The sequence below is a fragment of the Leifsonia sp. NPDC056824 genome (genome assembly GCF_042789575.1).
GTDB lineage: Bacteria > Actinomycetota > Actinomycetes > Actinomycetales > Microbacteriaceae > Leifsonia.
The window spans coordinates 16,493-34,175 of the sequence record NZ_JBHUAV010000004.1 but is presented as its reverse complement, the minus strand read 5'-3'; the positions used below and the strand labels follow the sequence as shown (position 1 = coordinate 34,175).

The window sequence follows — 17,683 nt, the reverse complement described above, 5'->3', positions numbered from 1 at the left end:
GCTCAGTCCTCCTGGCGGCTCTCGGCGCCGTAGACCTCGACGAAGATGTCGTCCAGGGATTTGCGGGTGGGGGCGAAGCGGGTGATGTGCAGGCCGGCGTCCACGAGGCTGCGAAGGATCGCCGCGGTGTCGGCGTCGTTCGCGACCTCCAGCTCGGCGTGCCCGTCCTCGTCCGTCGCGACGCGGTAGGCGGGGGAGGCGGGGATGGTGCCGTCGTGGTCCACCTGGACGACCGTGCCGCCGAACTGCTCCTGCACCTCGGAGACGGTGCCGTAGGCGCGGGAGACGCCGTCTTTGAGGAGGATGACGCGGTCGCAGAGCCGCTCGACCTCCTCCATCTGGTGGGTCACCATCATCACCGTGGAGCCTGCGCGCTTCTGGTCGTCGATGATGTCCATGAGCAGACGCCGGTTGACCGGGTCGAAGCCCTTGGTCGGCTCGTCGAGGATGAGCAGCTCCGGCTGGTTCATGATCGTGACGCCGAGCTGCACCTTCTGCTGCTGGCCGCCGGAGAGCTTGTCGAGCCGGACCTTCTCTTTGTCGCCGATGCCGACGCGCTCGAGGTATTCGCTCGACCAGCGCCGCGCCTTCTCGGCGCCGAGGCCCTTCAGCCGGCCGAAGTAGACCATCACGTCGATGACGGACTCCTTCTTGTAGAGACCGCGCTCCTCCGGGAGGTAGCCGAGCCGTTCGCCGGCCTCCGGGGAGAAGTCCTTGCCGTCGATGTGCAGGACGCCCGCGGTCGGCTGGTAGATGCCGAGCAGCGCGCGGATGGTCGTGGTCTTGCCCGAGCCGTTGCTGCCGAGGAACCCGAACGTCTCGCCGCGGACGATGTCGAACGACAGGTCGCGGATGACGGTGGTGCGCCCGAAGTCCATGCGGAAGCCGGCGATGTGCACGAGGGGCTCGACGCTCTGGGTATTCACACGGTCGAGCCTATTGGGTGGAGGTGCCGCGGTCGCGGGATTCGGAGCCTATGAAAGTGTTGCCGCGCGTTGCCTGCTCGGTGTGCGGCCCCGCTACGCGAGGGCGTCGAGCAGGGCCGTGTGCAGCAGGCCGTTCGACGCGAGCGAGGAGCCGTGGGACGGCCCCGTTTCGCCTGTCACCGACGTGAACGCGCCGCCGGCCTCCTCCACGATCGGGATGAGCGCCGCCAGGTCGTAGGTCTTGACGTCGAACTCGCCCACCGCGTCCAGGAGGCCCTCGGCCAGCAGCATGTACGCCCACATGTCGCCGTAGGCGCGGTCCCGCCACACGCGCCGGGTGAGGGCGACGAGCCGGTCGAGGTAGCCCGCCTGGTCCCACTGCGCGATGCTCTGGAAACTGACCGACGCGTTCGCGAGGTCGTCGACGCCAGAGACCCGGATGCTCCGCGGCTCCGCGCCTGGTGCGTCCGTGGTCCACGCCCCGCCGCCGGCGGCCGCCCACCAGCGCTTGCCGAGCGCGGGGGAGCTGACCACGCCGACGACCGGCGTGCCGTTCTCGGCGAGGGCTATGAGCGTTCCCCACACCGGCACGCCGCGCAGGTAGTTGGAGGTCCCGTCGATCGGGTCGAGAATCCACTGCCGCGCGGCGTCGCCCTCGGTGCCGTACTCCTCGCCGAGGATGCCGTCGCCCGGCCGCTCGACGGCGAGCGCCTCCCGGATGGCCCGCTCGACGGCCAGGTCGGCCTCCGTGACGAAGGTGCGATCGGGCTTGGTGTCGATCTGCAGGCCGCGCTCCCGGAAATGCGCGGACGAGATCGAGTCGGCGAGGTCGGCGAGCCTCAGCGCGAGCGCCAGGTCGTCGGTGCGGAGCGGGGCGGTGTCACGAGCGTCGTTCACGCCAGGAGCCTAGCGGCCCGGCGCTGGGACACGCCCGGGGTGCGCTTTGGGTGCCGTCGATTGGCGTCCCGCCCGGACCGGATGCTAATGTTGAGCCTCGGTCCGGGAAACCAGACCGAATGCGCCTCTAGCTCAATCGGCAGAGCAATTGACTCTTAATCAATGGGTTCAGGGTTCAAGTCCCTGGGGGCGCACCCAACACCGCAGGTGGCGAGAAGCCCCCGAATCCCTTGGAAACAGGGGGGTCGGGGGCTTTCTTGTATTCGTGGGTCGGTGCGCGATGGGCCGTTTGCCGCCGCCCGAATGCATCTCAAGGAGGATGCGCGTGTCGCCCTGGAGCGATCAACTAACCTCATAGACATTTACGTGCGCGGGGAGGAAATCGCGAACATATGGAGTTTCGAGGGTCATGTCTCGAGCTCGGTCCAGATCCGTTCAGGTATGAAATGGGGAACGGTTGATTTCGGCCAGACAAGCTTCGAAAAGCCCCGTCGCGGGCCGGTCTCATCTCGGCTGGGCGATCAGCATCCTGATTGTGTGCGTGCTCATCCTCGGAATGGGCGCGGCGTACTACGTCCGGTCGAATCTCCCGGTCGAACTCAAGCATGCTGACGTAGTCGGCACCTGGGTGAACGCGCAGGGCGGACCTGGCGTTGCTGTCTTTCATGCCGACGGGACTGCCGAGATCCGAGATATCCCTGGCGGATACCCGGCCACTGGGGAAGGACGATGGAGCCTCACCCATTTTCAGGGCCCGACTGTAAGCGTGGGCGTGGGAAGTCGCGGATTTGATTTTGGCTCGGAATGGAACAACTTCCGAACCGTACTGGTCACGTACTCGGGCGACCCTGACGACCCGAGAAGCGCAAACATATTCGTCCGCAGAACCAAGTGAAATAGACCGCCCGTCCTCACTGCAACGCTGTGGCTCGGTGACTTTTCAAGCCGGTCGTGTGTTCCAGAGAATGGTGCCCAGTCGTGCGGCTGCCTCGTCTAGCCGCGCTGTCACCATATCCAGGTCCTCGTCGAAGAGATCCACGTAGACGTCGAACGTCATCGTGGCGCCCTTATGGCCGAGTATCTTCTGCAGCACTTTGATGTTCGCGCCCGCGCTGACCGCCAAACTCGCCGCTGTGTGGCGGAGGTCGTGCGGGGCCATGTACTCGAGGCCGGCGTTTTGGCAATGGCGCCCCCATGCAGTGGCATCGGTCGGCATGGGACAATTCCTGCCATGAACCCCGCGGAGCGACTGGACGCGCAGGCGATATCCCGCGCGTGCGAAGTACGCGGAGTCAGCCGGCTTCGCGTTTTTGGTTCTGTGCTGGGCGACACGTTCGACCGCGAGATTAGCGACGTCGATTTCCTCGTGGACTTCTTGCCAGGCCGCGGCGGGCTCTTCCGCGACTACTTCGATTTGAAGGAAGACCTTGAGCGGATCGTGGGCGCAAACGTCGATCTGGTCGAGGCCGGCGCAGTGCGCAATCCCTACTTCGCGCGGTCCGTGTTCAGGAGGGCCGAGGATATCTATGCGGCCTGAAGCGAGTCCTAGCGGCCCGATGAATCCGACCAAGCGAGCGTCCTGGATCGTTCGCGTTACTCAGACGAATCAGTACAACTGGATCCTTCTGGTGATTGTGGGCTTAACGGCGGGAGTGTTCAGTGTCGGTGGCTTGATCGCAGGCAATATCGCTGGTGCTCTGGTCGTCCTGCTTTTCGGAGCGTCCATGGCCGGACCGGGCGCCTGGTGGTTGCGCCGCGCCACCCGGATACCGGCGGAAGAATTGCAGCCGGAACCCGACCAGGGATCACCGGAGGAACCGTAATCGAAACGATCTCTCGTCAACCAGGGGGGCGTAATTCCGCGGATTCTCGAGCCGCTCGGTCTTCTCCGGCGGCCGGCATCACTGAATGCGACCATCGAATCCATCACAGGGCTCCTGGACCGGCCGAGTCTGAGGGCACAGTTCGGATAGCCAGGTCGATGCGGACGCGTTGCGCAATCCCTACTTCGTTCGAATGGCGCATGATTCCTCGGGTTTTGAACCCACACACAGTCAGGCGTACGGCTGTGCTCCGCGGACCTCGCCCCATCGCCGCCACCCGGGTTGTGGAGTGATGACCGCCAAGCAGCCGTGGTAGCCAGTTTCAGCGTGGGTGGATCCGTCCTCGAAGGTGAGTGTCAACTGCGACCGTCCAAACGCCACTCGCTCGTCGAGGCGGCCGGCAGTGACAGCCGCTAGCGCATTCTGGGCGAATGCTCTGCCCGTGGTGTCGTACGCCAGCTCCCATCGGCCGCCGCCGGAGCCTTCTACCGCAAAGACGATCCATTGATCGGCAATGATGTTCACTGCGCGGGCGCCGCTTCGATTTGGTACGACCTCGATGTACGGAGCGCCGTTTTCGAGTGCTCCGACCTCCACAATTGCGGTCGCGCCGACGAGCTCCCGCGCAAAAGCTTCTAGCTCATCGAACGTGTTCACTGTCAGAGGGTCAGGCCAGGGGTCCTGGTACTGGGCGGTGTCCACATGGAGACAGTAGAGGAGCAAGCGTTAGCGTAAGAGATGCAACGCCCACGGACCTGTTCGCCTGTGGGCTGGACGACGAGGTCTGAACACACCGCCTCCCCGCGCGCCATAATGCCCGCATGCGGCGCGTCCCGCTCTCCACGGGTGTCGAGCTGGCCGTTCAGGACGCCGGCCACGGCGAAACCGTCGTGCTCCTCCACGCGTGGGGTGAAACGCATCGCTCGTTCGACGGGCTGACGCCGTTGCTTCCGGGTTCCCTGCGGCTCGTCGTGCCCGATCAGCGCGGCGTCGGCGAGAGCGGGAAGCCGGCCGCCGGGTACTCGCTGAGGGACGCCGGCGAGGATGTGGTCGCCCTCCTGGACGCGCTGGCCATCGACTCCTGCTGGCTGCTCGGGACCTCCAGCGGCGGCTACATCGCGCAGCAGGTCGCGGTCGCGCATCCCGAACGCGTGTCGGGACTCGTGCTCGTCGGGGCGCCGAGCGACCTGCAGGGGCCGGTGCCGGAAGCGCTCGCGCGTGCGCTGGCGTCGTTTCAGGACCCGGTCACCCGGGACGACATCCGGGCGGTGGGCGGCGTGATCCCGGTGCGCACGCCGGTGCCGGAGAGCTTCCTCGAGGACCAGGAGACATCGGCGCTGAGCATCCCGCGGACGGTCTGGATCGCGGGCATCGAAGGGCTCGTCACCGCGGCGCCGCCGCTGCGGAGCGGGACCATCGCGGTGCCGACCCTGATCCTGTGGGGCGCGGACGACGACATCCTGCCGCCGTCGCAGGCGCAGGAGCTGGCGGCGGCGATCGACGGCAGCCGGTTGGCGATCTACCAGGAGACGGGACACCTGGTGCTGTGGGAGCGGCCGGAGCGGGTCGCGGCGGATGCGGCCGCGTTCATCGCGGCGAACGCGTCAGGGCACCCTGCCGACACGCGCCAGGAGAAAGGAAGCCCACCATGACGACGTACGCCATCGGCCCGCACCGCGAGGGGATCGTGCCCGCGATCTGGAGGCCGTTCTTCGAGGCGTCCGGGGTGCCCGCCGCCGTCCGCGACGGCGAGACCCTCCACGTCACCGGTCACACCGGCGAGGACGAGGACCTGCGGTTCTCCCCGGACCCCGCGCACCAGATCCGGCGCACGTTCCTGAACGTCGACGCGACGCTCCGGGAGGCCGGGTTCGGCTGGGCGGACGTCGTCGAGCTCCGGTCCTTCCATGTCGGGCTCCGCGATCAGGCGGACGCGCTGCTGGCGATCGCCGCTGATTTCCTCCCGCGACCGTTCCCGGCCTGGACGGCGGTCGGGGTCGCCGAACTGTGGGACGAGGGGTCGGTGATCGAGGTGGCGTGCACAGCGGTGAGGACGGCGCAGCGGTGAACCATCCGCCCGCGCACCCCGTGTACCTCACAGGAGGACGCACGCCGTGACGACCCCACGCGCCAGACTCATGACAATTCGCACCGAGAGCCGCATCATCGTCGCCGGCAGTGTCCGCGACGTGTGGGACTACCTGTGCGACGTCGCCCGCTGGGCGGAGTGGGCGCCCACCGTGCTCGAGTGCAACGTCCGGGGCGGCGGCCCGCTCGTCGCCGGCGGGTGGATCGACCAGCGGGCGCGGGACTTCCGGCGGGAGCACCGCCGCAGCGAGCGGGTCACCGACGTCGACGCGCCGCACACGATGGCGTTCGCGGGCACCATCGGGTCCTCGCCCGCGCGCTGGGGGATGGAGATCCTGCCGGCGGGCGAGGACAGCACCGACGCCATCATGTGGGTGGAGGTCGACCTCGAGAACGTCATGCGGCTCATCCCGCCCGGCATCCTCCGGCGCAGGATTCAGCGCACGAGCGACATCGAGATGGCCGCGATCAAGGCCGCCGTAGAGGCCGACGTCCAGGCGGGCGCGGGGTCGGCGTGACGCGGCTGGACGGCGCCGAGCGCCTGATCGAGGTGTACCGGCGGAAGGCCGCGCACTACGACCTCACCTCGCGGCTGTCCCCGGTTCCCGGCTACCCGCAGCGGTCGCAGCGGCTCCGCACGGTGCGGTCGCTCGGCCTGCGCGCCGGCGCGACCGTGGTGGAGGTCGCCTGCGGCACCGGACTGAACTTCCCGCTGCTTCAGGACGCGATCGGCCCGGGCGGACGGCTCATCGGGGTCGACCTGACGGACGCGATGCTCGACCGCGCCCGGTCGCGGGTCGCGGCGCACGGCTGGCGGAACGTGGAGCTGGTGCAGGCGGATGCAGCGGAGTTCGCCTTCCCGCGCGGGGTGGACGCCATCCTGTCCACGTACGCGCTGACGCAAGTCCCGGACTGCGGCGCGGTCGTCGCGCACGGAGCGGCGTCGCTCGTCGCGGGCGGTCGCTGGGCGGTGCTCGACCTGAAGGCACCCGACCGCACGCCGGCGTGGCTGACGAGGCTCGGGGTCGCGGCGGTGGGGAAGTCGGCCTCGCTGGACGAGTGGATCGGGCGGCGGCCGTGGGAGGTCATCCGGGCCGCGATGCGCGACGGGCTGGCGGACGCGGCGTGGGAGGAGCTGTGCTTCGGGACGGCGTTCCTCGCGACGGGGACGGGTAAGGGTTCAGATACGGGGGAGCCGGCCACTCGGTGAGGGCTCTTGCGGAGGCGGCTTCCAGCGCCTACCATCGCACAAACCGTACAATAGTGGGTTTTTCCGGCCCGCCCGAGGGAGACCCCGCTCCGATGACCGACCAACTCACCCGTACCCCGTCCGCCGTGCGGGTCGTGCTGGCCTCCCCGCTCTACCGCGGCGCGACGGTCGCGCTGTTCCTGTCCGGCCTCGGCTTCTCCGCCGCGGCGCCGCAGATCGCCCAGTTCCTGGTCAGGGACCTCGGCGCCTCGCTCACCGTGGCCGGCCTCTACTACCTCACCAACCTCACCGCCCCGATCGCGGGCTACCTGATCGGGCGGCGCTCCGACCGCACCGGGCGCCGGCTCGGGCTGTTCCGGCTCTGCGCGGTCGCCGGGTCCGCCGGCTGGCTCGCGATCGCGTTCTCCGGCGCGCTGTGGATGCCGTTCGTGATCAGTGCCGTCGTGCTCGGCTTCGCGGGCGCGGCGACCTCCCAGCTCTTCGCGGCCATCCACGACGAGCTCGCGGCGTCGCCGACACCGGCGGCCGACGGCGTGGTGTCGATCGTCCGGATGGCGCTGACGCTCGGCTGGGTCGTCGGACCGGTGGCCGGCGCGTTCCTCGCGGCGCAGGCGGGGCTGCGCGCGATGCTGGTCGCGACCGCGGTGTGCACGCTCGCCCAGATCGTGCCGCTCGGGACGCTGCGCGAGCGCGTCGACGCGGCGGCGGTCGACCCGGACGTCGCGCGACCGGTCGTGCACGTGCCGGTGCGGGCGATGGCCGCGCTCCTGGCGTTCACGGGACTGTTCATTCTGGTGTACGCGGGTGAGCCGATCAAGTACGCGTACCTGCCGATCTACATGAACGAGCAGCTGCACCTCCCTGCCGCCCTCAGCGGCGCGATCATCGGCATCCAGCCGCTGGTCGAGCTCGTGCTGATGCCGGTCGCGGTCGTGGTCGCACGGCGGGCGGGGATGCTACCCCTCATGGTGGTCGGCGCGCTGTTCGGGGTGGGCGCGAACATCCTCTTCGCGACGACAGGGACGGCGCTCGGTCTGTTCGCCGGCCAGATCCTGATGGGCGGCGTCTGGGGCGTGTTCGCGGGGCTCGGGATCATCGTGGCCCAACGGCTGCTCCCCACCGCGATCGCCACGGCGTCGGCGATCTACCTCAGCGCTCCGGCGCTCAGCTCGGCGGTGGGCGGGCTCGCGGGCGGCCTCGGGGCGGGCGCGCTCGGGCTGCCGCTGGTGTTCGTCATCCCCGCGGGGCTGGCGCTGGTGGCGGCCGGCGGGCTGGTGGTTCTGAACCGGAACGTGGGGGAGCGGGTGCGGGGGTAGCGCGCGCAGACAGTACCGTCTGGCGTCAGCCGATCCAGTTCATGATGTTCCAGCCTTGGCCGATCTGGTAGGGGGTGCCCCAGCCGTTCTGCCCGTCGGTGGGGTAGTTCCAGAGGTTGCCGGTGGTGTCGCGGGCGATGATGTCGGTGATGCCGTCGCCGTCGAAGTCGCCGACGGAGAGGATGCTGGTCATGGTGTTCCAGCCGGTGCCGACGATGGCTTCGCCGGTCCAGCCGGTGGGGGTGTGGTAGTAGGCGAGGAGTTGGCCTGCGTTGTTGCGGGCGAGGAGGTCGGGGTTGCCGTCGCCGTCGAAGTCGCCGGGGGAGAGGATGGCGGTCATGACGTTCCAGCCGGTGCCGATGTTGCTGGGGGTGCCCCAGCCGCCGTGTCCGTTGCCGGGGTAGAGGCGCAGGGTTCCGTCGGTGGTGACGGCGAGGACGTCGGGGTGGCCGTCGCCGTTGAAGTCGCCGGCGGCGATGATGCTGGTCATGATGTTCCAGCCGGTGCCGATGGCGGTGCGGGGGCCCCAGCCGCCGTTGCCGTCGCCGGGGTAGAGCCAGAGGGTTCCGGTGGTGTCGCGGGCGAGGATGTCGGGGTGGCCGTCGCCGGTGAAGTCGCCGGGGGCGATCATGGCGGTCATGCCGTTCCAGCCGGAGCCGACCTGGGTGGCGATCGGGGGCGCCCAGCCGCCGGTGCCGTCGCCGGTGTACATCAGGAGGGCGCCGGCGCTGTTGCGGGCCATCACGTCCGGGTTGCCGTCCCCGTTGAAGTCGTGCAACCGCCACACCGGCTGCGACACCGAGAACGAATTGCTGACACCGGTGGTGCCGCCGCCGGTCTCGGTGCCATTCTCGGCCAGGTAGAGGACGTGGTCGCCGGGGGACGTGTCCGCCGGGATCGGCACCGCGATCGTCGCGCCGCCGATGGCGTCCGTCCAGTCGAAGACGAGGACGGGGCCGGTGCTGGAGTCGAGCCGGATGGTGAACGCGTTCCGGCGCTCGAGCCCGGCGATGGTGGCGGTGACCGACCCGCCGGAGGTCACACTGTCGGGCGACGCAGTCAGGCTGAACGGGATGGTGAACCGGAAGACGATGGCCCCGAGCCGGGTGTTGGTGTCGCCGCTGGTCACCGTCACTCCCGGTGCGAGGTAGCCGGAGCCGCCGCCGCCCGCGCCGTTCGAGGTCGTCCCTCCCGCGGTGTAGACGCTGCCGCCGCCACCACCGGTGTAGCCGCCTCCGCCGCCGCCCGCGCCCGCCGCGCCGTAGCCGCCGAGCGCCGGCTGGATGACGCCGTTCACGACCGACGCCGGTCCGGACCCCGCCGACCCGGCACTCCCCGGTGCGCCGGTGCTGCTGACGCCAGGGGTGCCGGCCGTGCCGCCTGAAGCGCCGCCGCCGACGGCCTGTGGATTGGCGCCCGCCGTGCCGCTCGTCCCGGCGACCGGTGCTCCGGAGGCGGCGAGGTAGCCTCCCGACCCGCCGATGGTGGTCGCCGAGACCGCGCCCGTGTCGCTTCCGGCCCCGCCACCGCCGCCGGCCACCGCGATCAGGGTGTTCCCGGCCGCGAGGTACGTGCCGCCGCCTCCCGCGTTCTGCGTTCCGGTCGGCGCCGCAGCGCTGCCGAGCCCGTTGCCGCCGACCAGGTAGCTGAGGGTCTGGCCGGCGTACGCGGTGCCGAGGTCGATCACGAAGTGGCCGCTGTGCGAAGTGCTCGGATTGCCCACCGGCGCCGTCGCCCCGCCGCCGAGCTCGACCGTGAGGTCGCTGATGCCGGCCGGAACGGCGTACGACCCTTGGGTGCCGGTGTAATAGAAGAAGTCCGTGGTCTGCGTCGACGGTGTCGTTGTGGGCCCGGACGCCGCGGCGGCGGGTGGGGTGCTGTGCGGAGCGGCTGCGAGCGTGAGCGCTCCGACGACGGCGATCGCGGCGGCGACAGCGGTGTTCCTGCTAACGAATGACATAGCGATACCCGATCCCCTGCGATCGGCCCGGCGAGTCGGGCTTCCCGATCGGAAGGCTACACGCTGCGGGAGCGTTCTCCCAGGACCACCCGCAGCGTCACCCCGCGGGGTGAGTGGCCGCGCTGCCGGCGCCCCGGCCGTTCCCGCGCTTGCGCACCTCGCGCAGCACGATCTGCTCCGGGCACACGGTCGACAGGAAGTCTCCGACCGACAGTGCGAGCCGGTCGGTCACCAGGGAGTAGAGGATGCGGTTGGCGTCCCGACGCTCGGTGACGAGGCCGGCCTGGCGGAGGACGCTCAGGTGCCGGGAGATGGTCGGGCCGGTCGCGTTGAACCGGGCGGCGATCTCCCCGGCGGCGAGCTCGCCGTCTTTGAGGTCCTGGAGGATCTGGCGCCGGGTGGGATGCGCGAGCGCCGCGAACACCTCGGTCGCGCTGTCTGTCATGGTTGCAATATAGCACCATTGCTAGATACAGTTTAGCTTCATTGCTAACAAGCGAAGGAGCAGGGATCGTGCACATCGCCATCACCGGGGGTACCGGGTTCGTCGGACGTCACCTCGCCGAGCGGCTGGACCCCGCCGACACCGTGGTCGTCTCCCGCCGCACCGGCGTCGCAATCGACGACGTGGACGCCCTGACCCGCGCCTTCGCCGGCTGCGACGCGGTCGCGCACTGTGCGGGGATCAACCGGGAGATCGGCGGCCAGACGTTCCAGCGCGTCCACGTCGACGGGACCCGCGCCGTCGTGGAGGCCGCGCAGCGGGCGGGCGTGAAGCGGATCGTCATGGTCAGCTTCCTGCGCGCCCGGCCGGACTGCGGCTCGCCCTACCACGAGACGAAGTTCGCCGCCGAGCAGCTCGTGCGCGCCTCCGGCATCGAGCACACGGTCCTCAAGTTCGGGATGATCTACGGCCCGGGCGACCACATGATCGACCACGTCACGCGCGCGGTGCGCACCCTGCCGATCTTCGCGACGGTCGGCTTCCGCGAGCGGAACGTCCGGCCGGTGCCGGTGGACGACGCCGTCGACGTGCTGCTCGCCGCCCTGGAGGGCCGCGTCCCCGACCCGACCGTCGCGGTCATGGGCGCGGACGAGTTCACGCTGGGGGAGGCGGTCCGCCGCATCGCGCGCGTCGCCGGGCGCCGGCCCGTCTACGTCCCGGCGCCGGTCTGGACCATCCGCGTGCTCGCCCGCCTCACCGAGTGGACGATGGTGGTCCCGCTGGTCGCGAAGGCCCAGGCGCGGATGCTGGCCGAGGGCGTGGACGAGCCGGCGCCGTACGCGCCGGAGCTGCCGGAGGGCCCGCGGCCGTGGCGGTCGTTCGACGATGAGCGGATCAGGGCGGCGCTGCCGCAGGGCGGCTTCGGGCCGGACGACCTGCGGGTGGTGCGGTGGTGGCGCGGACGCGGCCGCGGCCGTGCCGGTGCCGGCCGGCCCGGTTACCAGGGCAGCACGCCGTAGCCGCCTTCGCCCTCCCGCAGCCACAGGTGCCCCCAGAGCACGCCGGACGGCCCGTCGTCGGGCAGCGTCGCCAGGTGGACGCTCGGCTCCGCGCCGTCCTCGACCGAGCGGATGCCGCGATGGTCGTTGAAGTCGGTGTCCGTGAAGCCGGGATTGGCGGCGTTCACCTTGATCGGGGTGCCCCTCAGCTCCTTCGCATACATGGCGGTGAGCATGTTGACCGCCGCCTTGGACGACGGGTACTGCGCGGACGCGGGCATGTCGTACAGCGGGCTGGCCGGGTCGGACTGCGACCCGATCGAGCCGACCTCGCTCGACACGTTGACGATGCGTCCGGCCGCGGAGTGGCGCAGCAGCGGCAGCATCGCGTTGGTGACGGCGACCAGGCCGAAGACGTTGATGTCGTAGACCGCGCGCATGTCCGCCAGGGCGGTCGCGCTGGCGACGGCGCGCTGCCGCGAGACCGTGGCCGTGCCCGCGTTGTTCACCAGCACGTCGAGACGGCCGAACTCCTGGTCGATCCAGTCGGCGGCGCGCGCGATCGAGGCGTCGTCGGTCACATCCAGCGGGAGGAAACGGGCGTCGGCGCCGCCGTCCCGCAGCGCGGCCTCCGCGTCGCGTCCGCGTTGCTCGTCCCGCGCGCCGACCAGCACGGTCATCCCGAGCTCGCCGAGCCGCCGGGCGGTCTCGAAACCGATTCCCTTGTTCGCGCCCGTGATGAGGGCGATCGTGGTAGTCACGTCGATGGACTCTACGCCCGGTCCTTCCGCGGCATCACGACCTCCTTGATGATGAGGATGATGCCGGCGGAGATCGGGATGGCGACGAGTGCGCCGGGGAGGCCGAACAGGGTCGAGCCCGCGAGCGCGGAGATGAGCACGACCGAGCCGGGGATCTGCACGGCCTTGCCCATCACCCTCGGGGTGAGGATGTATGCCTCCACCTGCATGTAGACCAGCATGAAGATCAGCACGACGATGGCGCTCACCGGCGAGTGGATCAGCGCCAGGATCGTCATCAGGATGGTGGTGAGCACCGTCCCGATCAACGGGATGAGCGTGATGAAGAACGCCGCGATCGCGATCAGGAACGCTCCGGGCACGCCGGTGACCAGCAGCAGGATGAGGCTGTAGGTCGCGTTGAAGAACGCCAGGATCACCATCCCGCTCAGGTACTTGCCGAAGTTCTGCAGGATGCGCTCGGAGTAGCCCTCGAACTGAGCGCGGTGCGAGCGGCGCACCAGGTGGTAGAGCGAGGCCTTGGTGGAGTCGTAGGAGGCGATGAAGTAGATCGTCAGGATGGCGATGAAGAAGCCGGTGGTGAAGCCGTTGAGCACCGAGAGGCCGAAGCCGACCAGGCCGTTGCCGATGTTCGCCCAGGTCTGCGGGTTCTTCACCTGGTCGGAGATCCAGGTGAGCGCCTGGCCGAGGACGCCGTTGCTGGCGGCGTTGGTGCTGTCGAACCAGCCCTCGGCCCGCAGCTTGGCGACCTCGGCGGGGATGGCCGTCGCCAGGTTCGTGATCTGCTGCACCACGAGGGGCACGACCACCCAGATGATCGCGACGAGCACGCCGACGATGAGCAGGATGACCGTGACGATCGCCCAGGCCCGCTTCATCCCGTGCCGCTGGAACCAGCGGATCAGCGGGTCCAGGCCGACCGTCGCGAAGGCCGCCAGGAAGACCGAGAAGATGATCGAGCGCAGGCCGTAGAGCATGTAGCCGGCGGCGACGGCGCCCAGCGCGCCGAGCGTGACGACGAAGCCGAACAGCAGCGGGCTGCGCGTCAGGAGCGGCGCGCTGCCGGTGTCGGGAATGTGCGGTCGCGTGCGCCGCTCCGGCGACTGGATGAAACGCATGGCTCCCGCCTCTCGTCGTCGGCGGATCTCACGCCTTCCGCCGAGCGTATTGGGGCGCGGTCGGGGAGGACAAGAGCGGCGCGCGCCGGCGACAGGAGCGGGGTGGGACGGCCGGGAATACGCAAATCGATTTGTTTGTAGGGAAATCGCTCTTGACGTTCTCCTGAGCGGCATGCTCTACTGTCCGAAAGCAATTACAAAAGTCATTTTCTTTGTAACGGACGGAGAGGTCCCGCGATGGTCCCCGGCGACAACGGCGCGACGAACGACGCGCGACTGGCGAACGCGAGCGGCGCCCGCGTCGCCGTCGCACTGCGCGACGGGGGCCGCGCGACCGTCGCCCAGCTCGCCGAGCGCATCGGCCTCTCGCGCCCCACGGTGGAGGCCACCCTCCCGCTGCTGCGCGAGCGCGGCCTCGTCGGCATGATCGACGAGCACACCCACGGCGGCCGCGGAGCCGGCCGGCCCGCCCGCATCTTCGAGTTCGTCGCCGACGCGGGCCTCCTGGTCGGGGTCGACGTCGGCATCCACCGCATCCGCGTCGTCGTCGCCGACCTGACGGGCCGGATCGTCGCCTGGCACCAGCGCGACATCGACGGGACGTTCGTCGGTGCGAGCCGGCTGGAGAGCGTCAAGGAGGCCGTGCTCGCCTGCTTCGAGCTGGCCGGCATCGACATCGGCCGGCTGTCCCGCCTTTCGGGCATGGCCGTCGCCGTCTCCGGCATGGTCGGCTCCGACGGGCGGCTCACCGTGTCGCACAACTTCCCGGACTGGGAGGGCGTCGACATCGCCGGCAAGCTGAGCGAGGAGTTCGGCTGCCCGGTCACGATCGAGAACGACATGAGGCTCGCCGCCCTGGCCGAGCACCGGATGGGCGCCGCCCGGCTCGTCGACGACGTCGCCTACTTCTTCGCCGGCCACCGCATCTCGATGGGGCTGATCATCGACGGCAGGCTGCGGCGCGGGCGCCACGGCGCCGCGGGCGAGATCGGCGGCAGCGTCTTCTCGATGCATGTGGACGAGTCGGGGCAGCTGCGCTGGGAGTCCGCCGGAACCGGCGAGGAGGTCTTCCGCGCCGCGGGCGAGGGCGACCCGGCCGCGATCGCGGAGATCGAGGCGTTCGTGCGCGGCGTCGCGACCGGCATCGCGACCGTGACGATGGCGGTCGACCCGGACGTCGTTGTCGTCGGCGGCGGCCTGTCGCGCGCCGGCGAGGAGCTGCTGCGGCCGCTGCGCGCGGCGGTGATGGCCGAGATCGGCGTGCCCGTGCGGCCGTCCATCATCCAGTCCGAGCTCGGCGCCGAGTCGGTCGTGCTGGGCGCGCTCGCGCTGGCCTCCGGTCAGGCGATGGAGCGGCTGTATCTGGCTCCCGGGATGCCGGAGCCCGAGATCGACGTGGCAGGGGCGCAGGCCCTGGCCGCGCGGGAGAGCGTGGAGGGAGCGCGGAGATGACCGTTCAGGAGACGATCGGCGTGGACGCCGCGAAGCGGGTGCTGCGCCTGGCCGTGATCGGCGCCGGCGCGCGCTCGGAGATCGCCCACCATGCCGTCGAGAGCGGCGACGGCCGGATCGTCGCCGTCGTGGACCCGTCGCCGGCGGCGCGGGAGCGCGCAGCCGAGACGTTCGGCGCCGGCGCGACCTACGCCGGCCACCGCGAGCTGATCGCGGGAGGCGACGCGGTCGACGCCGCGTTCGTCACGTCCCCCGATCACACGCACGCGGAGATCGCGATCGACCTGCTGCGCGCGGGGATCGCCGTCTACCTGGAGAAGCCGCTCGCCATCCACGTCGCCGACGCCGACGCCATCCTCGCGGCCGCCGCCGAGACCGGCACTCGGCTGTACGTCGGCCACAACATGCGGCACATGAGCGTGGTGCGCACCATGCGCGACATCATCCGGCGCGGTGAGATCGGCGAGGTCAAGGCGGTCTGGTGCCGGCACTTCGTCGGCAACGGCGGCGACTACTACTTCAAGGACTGGCACGCCGAGCGGGCGAAGTCGAACGGCCTGCTGCTGCAGAAGGGCGCGCACGACATCGACATCATCCACTGGCTGGCCGGCGGCTACTCCGAGCTGGTCACCGGGATGGGCGGACTGACGGTCTACGGCGGCATCGAGGACCGCAGGGACAACTCCGACCGGGCGATGCCGGACTGGTTCTCGCTCGACTCCTGGCCTCCGCTGACGCAGCGCGAGCTCAACCCGGTGATCGACGTGGAGGACATCTCCATGATCACCATGCGGCTCGACAACGGGGTCTACGCCTCGTACCAGCAGTGCCACTACACCCCGGACTACTGGCGCAACTACACCGTGATCGGCACGGAGGGGCGCCTGGAGAACTTCGGCGACACCGAGGGCGCGGTCGTCCGCGTCTGGAACCGCCGGACCACCTACCACCCCGCAGGCGACGTCGAGTACCCCGTGCTCGGCGACGAGGGCGGGCACGGAGACGCGGATCGGCTCACCATCGCCGAGTTCGTGGGCTTCGTGCGCGACGGCACCGCGACGACGACGTCAGCGGTAGCAGCGCGCAACGCGGTGGCCACCGCTGTGGCGGCCACCGAATCGCTTCGCGACGGATCGCGGCCTCGCGCCGTCCCCGCCGCGGACGGGCGGGTCGTCGCGCTGCTGTAGCGACGTCCCGCGCTCCGCGAATCGCGGAGCACCCTGCACCGAAGGAAGACCGGGCCGGCGAGGTCAATTCGCCGACCCGGGAAGCATCGACACCACATTTCGAAGGAGAAACCAATGCGAAAAGCCATGCTCGCCGCCGCGGCCGCTGTCGCGTCCGCAGTCGTGCTCGCCGGATGCTCGTCCAACACTGGCAGCGGCTCCGATGCCCCTGCCGATCATAATCTCTCGGCCAGCATCTCCTACGCGTTCTGGGACGTGAACCAGAAGCCCGCGATGGAGGCCCTGATCAAGGACTTCAACAAGACCTATCCGAACATCAAGGTGACGTCGCAGATCACCCCGTACCAGAACTACTTCACCAAGCTGCAGACGCAGGGCTCGTCCAAGACGCTGCCCGACGTGTTCTGGATGAACGGCCCGAACTTCCAGCTCTACGCGTCCAACGGCCTGCTGGAGCCGGTCGGCTCGGCGATCGACCCCGCCAACTATCCGAAGGCGCTGGACTCGCTCTACTCGTACAGCGGCAAGCAGTACGGCGTCCCGAAGGACTTCGACACGATCGCCGTCTATTACAACAAGGCGATCTTCGACAAGGCCGGCGTCTCGTACCCCACCGCGGGCTGGACCTGGGACGACTTCCACCAGAAGGCCAAGGCGATCTCGGACAAGCTCAAGGGCGAGGGGATCTACGGCGAGGCCAGCGGCCTCAGCGGCGGCCAGGAGATGTACTACAACACCATCCTGCAGGCCGGCGGCTCGATCATCTCCGCCGACGGCAAGAAGTCGGGCTACGACGACCCCAAGTCGATCAAGGGACTCCAGTTCGTGCGCGACCTGATCGCGGACGGCTCCTCGCCCACGCTCGCGCAGCTCTCCGACACCCCGCAGGACCAGTGGTTCATCAACGGCAAGTCCGCCATGTTCTGGTCGGGCACCTGGTCGAACGCCGAGCTGCTGAGCTCGCCGGTCAAGGCCCAGATCGCGGTCGCGCCGCTGCCGACCGGAGCGCGTCAGGCGACCGTCATCCACGGTCTCGCCAACGTCGTCGCCAAGGACTCCAAGAACAAGTCGGCCGCCATCGCCTTCCAGAACTACCTCGGCGGCAAGGAGGCCGCGCAGACCCAGGCGAAGATGGGCGCGGCGAACCCGGCCTACAACGGCACCCAGCAGGCGTTCGTCGACTCGGCGCCGTGGGACCTGAACGTGTTCGAGAAGGCGGCGACGGACTACGCGTACCCGTACCCGATCTCCAAGAACACGGCGGCCTGGAACAAGGCGGAGAGCGACCTGCTGCCCGACGCGTTCAGCGGCAAGAAGCCCGTTGACGAGGTCGCCAAGGAGCTCGCAGCGCAGATGAACGCGGACCTCGCCAAAGAGTGACGATGTCCACTCAGACGATCACGAAGGGAGCGGGCGCCGCGGCGGCGGCGCCCCCCCCCCCCGGCGCGGCGCCCCCCCCCGGCCCCCCCCGCCGCCCCCGGCGCCCGCCGCGCGCGGGCGGG

General features: G+C 69.8%; 19 protein-coding genes and 1 tRNA gene. 12 read left to right on the top strand and 8 right to left on the bottom strand.

Features of this window, described 5'->3' with window-relative positions:
• Positions 1-2 precede the first annotated feature (2 nt).
• The gene (locus ACFRFH_RS15420) at positions 3-878 is read right to left on the bottom strand and encodes an ABC transporter ATP-binding protein (protein WP_382464170.1); all 876 of its coding nucleotides are present in this window, start codon (positions 876-878) and stop codon (positions 3-5) included.
• A gap of 141 nt (positions 879-1,019) precedes the next feature.
• Positions 1,020-1,823: an inositol monophosphatase family protein gene (locus ACFRFH_RS15415; RefSeq protein WP_382463880.1), complete on the bottom strand. Its 804-nt coding sequence runs from the start codon at positions 1,821-1,823 to the stop codon at positions 1,020-1,022.
• A 121-nt stretch (positions 1,824-1,944) separates the two neighbouring features.
• Here ACFRFH_RS15415 and ACFRFH_RS15410 point away from each other — a divergent pair.
• A tRNA-Lys gene (locus ACFRFH_RS15410) sits at positions 1,945-2,017 on the top strand.
• A gap of 746 nt (positions 2,018-2,763) precedes the next feature.
• Here the strand turns inward: ACFRFH_RS15410 and ACFRFH_RS15405 are convergent.
• Entirely contained in the window at positions 2,764-3,039 is a 276-nt protein-coding gene (locus tag ACFRFH_RS15405) for a tyrosine-type recombinase/integrase (protein WP_382463879.1), read from the bottom strand.
• Between the two features lie 15 nt (positions 3,040-3,054).
• Here ACFRFH_RS15405 and ACFRFH_RS15400 point away from each other — a divergent pair, with 15 nt between their 5' ends.
• Positions 3,055-3,360: a nucleotidyltransferase family protein gene (locus tag ACFRFH_RS15400; protein ID WP_382463878.1), complete on the top strand. Its 306-nt coding sequence runs from the start codon at positions 3,055-3,057 to the stop codon at positions 3,358-3,360.
• Positions 3,361-3,379: 19 nt separating this feature from the next.
• On the top strand, positions 3,380-3,646 hold the full coding sequence (locus tag ACFRFH_RS15395) for a hypothetical protein (RefSeq protein ID WP_382463877.1): 267 nt from the start codon (positions 3,380-3,382) through the stop codon (positions 3,644-3,646).
• A gap of 231 nt (positions 3,647-3,877) precedes the next feature.
• On the opposite strand, the gene ACFRFH_RS15390 is transcribed toward ACFRFH_RS15395, so the two are convergent.
• Positions 3,878-4,348, bottom strand: a complete 471-nt coding sequence (locus ACFRFH_RS15390) for a hypothetical protein (protein ID WP_382463876.1) — start codon at positions 4,346-4,348, stop codon at positions 3,878-3,880.
• Between the two features lie 119 nt (positions 4,349-4,467).
• Between ACFRFH_RS15390 and ACFRFH_RS15385 the strand changes: the two genes are divergently transcribed.
• From ACFRFH_RS15385 to ACFRFH_RS15365, 5 genes are all read left to right on the top strand, one after another.
• Entirely contained in the window at positions 4,468-5,298 is an 831-nt protein-coding gene (locus tag ACFRFH_RS15385) for an alpha/beta fold hydrolase (RefSeq protein ID WP_382463875.1), read from the top strand.
• Positions 5,295-5,714: a Rid family hydrolase gene (locus tag ACFRFH_RS15380; protein WP_382463874.1), complete on the top strand. Its 420-nt coding sequence runs from the start codon at positions 5,295-5,297 to the stop codon at positions 5,712-5,714. Before ACFRFH_RS15385 ends, ACFRFH_RS15380 begins: the two co-directional genes overlap by 4 nt.
• Before the next feature lie 70 nt (positions 5,715-5,784).
• Positions 5,785-6,252: an SRPBCC family protein gene (locus ACFRFH_RS15375; RefSeq protein ID WP_382463873.1), complete on the top strand. Its 468-nt coding sequence runs from the start codon at positions 5,785-5,787 to the stop codon at positions 6,250-6,252.
• Entirely contained in the window at positions 6,249-6,944 is a 696-nt protein-coding gene (locus tag ACFRFH_RS15370) for a class I SAM-dependent methyltransferase (RefSeq protein ID WP_382463872.1), read from the top strand. The genes ACFRFH_RS15375 and ACFRFH_RS15370 overlap by 4 nt, the downstream gene beginning before the upstream one ends.
• Before the next feature lie 92 nt (positions 6,945-7,036).
• The gene (locus tag ACFRFH_RS15365) at positions 7,037-8,260 is read left to right on the top strand and encodes an MFS transporter (protein WP_382463871.1); all 1,224 of its coding nucleotides are present in this window, start codon (positions 7,037-7,039) and stop codon (positions 8,258-8,260) included.
• 25 nt (positions 8,261-8,285) lie between these two features.
• On the opposite strand, the gene ACFRFH_RS15360 is transcribed toward ACFRFH_RS15365, so the two are convergent.
• Positions 8,286-10,220, bottom strand: a complete 1,935-nt coding sequence (locus ACFRFH_RS15360; RefSeq protein WP_382463870.1) for an FG-GAP repeat domain-containing protein — start codon at positions 10,218-10,220, stop codon at positions 8,286-8,288.
• A gap of 97 nt (positions 10,221-10,317) precedes the next feature.
• Positions 10,318-10,665, bottom strand: a complete 348-nt coding sequence (locus tag ACFRFH_RS15355) for a metalloregulator ArsR/SmtB family transcription factor (protein ID WP_382463869.1) — start codon at positions 10,663-10,665, stop codon at positions 10,318-10,320.
• A gap of 68 nt (positions 10,666-10,733) precedes the next feature.
• Here ACFRFH_RS15355 and ACFRFH_RS15350 point away from each other — a divergent pair, with 68 nt between their 5' ends.
• The gene (locus ACFRFH_RS15350) at positions 10,734-11,684 is read left to right on the top strand and encodes an NAD-dependent epimerase/dehydratase family protein (protein WP_382463868.1); all 951 of its coding nucleotides are present in this window, start codon (positions 10,734-10,736) and stop codon (positions 11,682-11,684) included.
• Here the strand turns inward: ACFRFH_RS15350 and ACFRFH_RS15345 are convergent.
• Complete coding sequence (locus tag ACFRFH_RS15345; RefSeq protein WP_382463867.1) at positions 11,663-12,424, bottom strand: SDR family oxidoreductase; 762 nt, start codon at positions 12,422-12,424, stop codon at positions 11,663-11,665. The genes ACFRFH_RS15350 and ACFRFH_RS15345 overlap by 22 nt on opposite strands.
• A gap of 11 nt (positions 12,425-12,435) precedes the next feature.
• Positions 12,436-13,542 (bottom strand): AI-2E family transporter, encoded by a 1,107-nt coding sequence (locus ACFRFH_RS15340; RefSeq protein WP_382463866.1) that lies wholly within the window; start codon positions 13,540-13,542, stop codon positions 12,436-12,438.
• Positions 13,543-13,779: 237 nt separating this feature from the next.
• On the opposite strand from ACFRFH_RS15340, the gene ACFRFH_RS15335 reads away from it, so the two are divergent.
• From ACFRFH_RS15335 to ACFRFH_RS15325, 3 genes are all read left to right on the top strand, one after another.
• Entirely contained in the window at positions 13,780-14,994 is a 1,215-nt protein-coding gene (locus ACFRFH_RS15335) for an ROK family protein (RefSeq protein ID WP_382463865.1), read from the top strand.
• Entirely contained in the window at positions 14,991-16,181 is a 1,191-nt protein-coding gene (locus tag ACFRFH_RS15330; protein ID WP_382463864.1) for a Gfo/Idh/MocA family protein, read from the top strand. The genes ACFRFH_RS15335 and ACFRFH_RS15330 overlap by 4 nt, the downstream gene beginning before the upstream one ends.
• Before the next feature lie 114 nt (positions 16,182-16,295).
• Complete coding sequence (locus ACFRFH_RS15325) at positions 16,296-17,561, top strand: ABC transporter substrate-binding protein (protein ID WP_382463863.1); 1,266 nt, start codon at positions 16,296-16,298, stop codon at positions 17,559-17,561.
• Positions 17,562-17,683 lie beyond the last annotated feature (122 nt).